Source organism: Pyrobaculum sp. (assembly GCF_049971835.1).
Classification (GTDB): Archaea; Thermoproteota; Thermoprotei; order Thermoproteales; family Thermoproteaceae; genus Pyrobaculum.
In genome coordinates this window covers 1-2,000 of sequence record NZ_JBMFKV010000289.1, presented here as the reverse complement: position 1 = coordinate 2,000, position 2,000 = coordinate 1, and the positions used below count along the sequence as shown (strand labels likewise).

Genomic DNA, 2,000 nt, shown 5'->3' with positions numbered 1-2,000 from the left:
ACCACAGCCTTGGGCGTGACGTGGCGCTCGCCCCAAGGCGTCGCCACCTTGCCGTGGGCGGCCTTCACCGTCCACCCGGCCCAATCCGCCGACTCTACGCGGTCGCACAGCCCGAGCCTTCTTATGACTAGGGGCGATCCCGTGCCGAAGAGGTGGATTCTGTGGGGCTCGGCTGCGTGGAGCGCGGCCTCCACCACGGCGTATCTATGTCTTGTGATGTACGGCACGGCGCCGCCTACTCCGATCACGCCGTCGTAGGCGGCGGCGATGCGCCTAAGCATCGCGGATCAGCTCCACGTGCGGCGTGACGTGCACCACGGGGGCCAGCTGGCAGGGCGCGGATAGCCACCTCGCCAAGTTCCTCATCTCAATCCTCCACCACTCCAGCGGCGATGCGCCAGGGGGAGGCGGGACGTCTGGCGCGAAGCACAACTCGGCGCCTATCTCGCGGCAGAGGCGGCAGATCTCCTCCGGAGACGGGAGCTGGGCCCCCCGCTTCAACGCAAGGAAACCACCGCTGTCCAGCGCCACGGCGACGGCCGCGGCAGGCCTCGGCCTCATCTGCGCCGCGTTGAGCATGGCGTAGTGCGCGAACGGAATCTCTGGCGAGCGGGGAGCGTAGGTGAGGTACAGCCTCACGCTCGCGGAATTACCCAGACGCCGCCCACCTCCACGGCGAACGGCGCGCGCGAGGAGAGGTAGTAGAGACAGCGGCCCGAGGGCAGGCCGCCCACCCGCTCCACCTCAACCCGCCCCTCCGCCCTGGGCGGGCGGTCGCACGGCGCGAACACCGCTATCTCGTACCTCGCCTCCCCCGCCTCCTCCACCTCGACCGCGCTGAGGAACCTGGCGAAGGCCTCGGCGTCCATGTACCGCGCCTCGAACCAGCGGTCGAAGACCAGCGCTTCAAAGGGCTCTCTGGAGTAGCACAGACAGCCGCGTGGTTTAAGAGGCGTACACCTAGCCCTCCCCCTCACCTGACAGCCCCTCGTGACTATGGCGTAGGGCACGGGGAGCCAGGAGAAAAATCTAATTTGGAATAAAAAAGGGGGATTAAGACTGGGCCAGGTTTGCGATATCTTTGAATTTCACTTTTTCAATAGTTCCGTTGAACAATATGACGTATTGGTCGCGCTCTACCAAACGGTGTATCTTCCCACTCCCCGGCGTCTGTGCCCCCCGCGTGAGGGGCGTGAGGGGCGGGCGGGAGGTAGCGGGAATCCGCGCGGGGGTGAGCACCACCGGGGAGTGGGACAGTAGCATGCGGCTGTCCGGATATGCGTTAATCGTCAAGAGATATGGCCGCATCATTGCTACAAACGCTTGGGCATAGCTTTCGTTGATAATGAATGCGAAACTATCGTCTAGTATTATGGGTAACGGGATTTTGGGGCGAACTGCGTATAGCAATCCAAGTGTTAGACGCCTATAAGGCTCATCGTAATTTTGCAAACACGTCGGAATGAATATTTTGTCATTCTGCTTAAGCTTCATGATCATTTCCAGACGGGATTTTATCCATTCAGCGATATCTGGCTTAAACTTCGATTCAACTGTACTAATGAGGCTCTCAATGCTCCCATTGACGTATAACGTTAACCTATCTATGGCAGGCATTATAGATCTCTCCGCTGTAAAATGCAATGCAGAAGCAATGTGTTGTAGAACCACTTTCTCCTCTATTGCTATAGCTTTTTCGTCATCACATTCCTTAGTCCTAATTAAAAGAGCACTATCGCGTTTAACGCGTAGCAACGCCCTAATAAATGTCGTTTTGCCGCTCCCCGGCGGGCCGGCCACGAGGCCGGCCCACCTACCGCTATTCTCCCACAACCATCTCAATACTTTTTCTACCTTGCCCATGTGAGGATCTGGAAAAAACTAGACGTGGAATTAAAGCAACGGCTCCAAGTCCAGCTCCTCCCACCGGCCTATGTAATCGGCGACGCGGTGAACTACGGTTTTAATGACACGCGTCTTGCCGTCGATGTACAGCCTGG

General features: G+C 58.8%; 3 protein-coding genes and 1 pseudogene. All 4 read right to left on the bottom strand.

Annotated features, from left to right (window positions below; translation table 11 throughout):
* Positions 1 to 281, bottom strand: a pseudogene (locus ACP5J3_RS13780) (hypothetical protein); the annotation flags it as partial.
* On the bottom strand, positions 274 to 639 hold the full coding sequence (locus tag ACP5J3_RS13775) for a hypothetical protein (protein WP_428496208.1): 366 nt from the start codon (positions 637 to 639) through the stop codon (positions 274 to 276). The gene ACP5J3_RS13775 and the pseudogene ACP5J3_RS13780, both read right to left, overlap by 8 nt.
* Entirely contained in the window at positions 636 to 1,010 is a 375-nt protein-coding gene (locus tag ACP5J3_RS13770; protein ID WP_428496207.1) for a hypothetical protein, read from the bottom strand. The genes ACP5J3_RS13775 and ACP5J3_RS13770 overlap by 4 nt, the downstream gene beginning before the upstream one ends.
* Before the next feature lie 43 nt (positions 1,011 to 1,053).
* Positions 1,054 to 1,863 carry a hypothetical protein gene (locus ACP5J3_RS13765; protein WP_428496206.1) on the bottom strand — a complete coding sequence of 270 codons (810 nt, stop codon included), beginning with the start codon at positions 1,861 to 1,863 and terminating at the stop codon, positions 1,054 to 1,056.
* Positions 1,864 to 2,000 lie beyond the last annotated feature (137 nt).

Bases quoted from the DNA above. Each gene is read 5' to 3' on its own strand.
- ACP5J3_RS13765 (WP_428496206.1), bottom strand. From the start codon at position 1,863: ATGGGCAAGGTAGAAAAAGTATTGAGATGGTTGTGGGAGAATAGCGGT.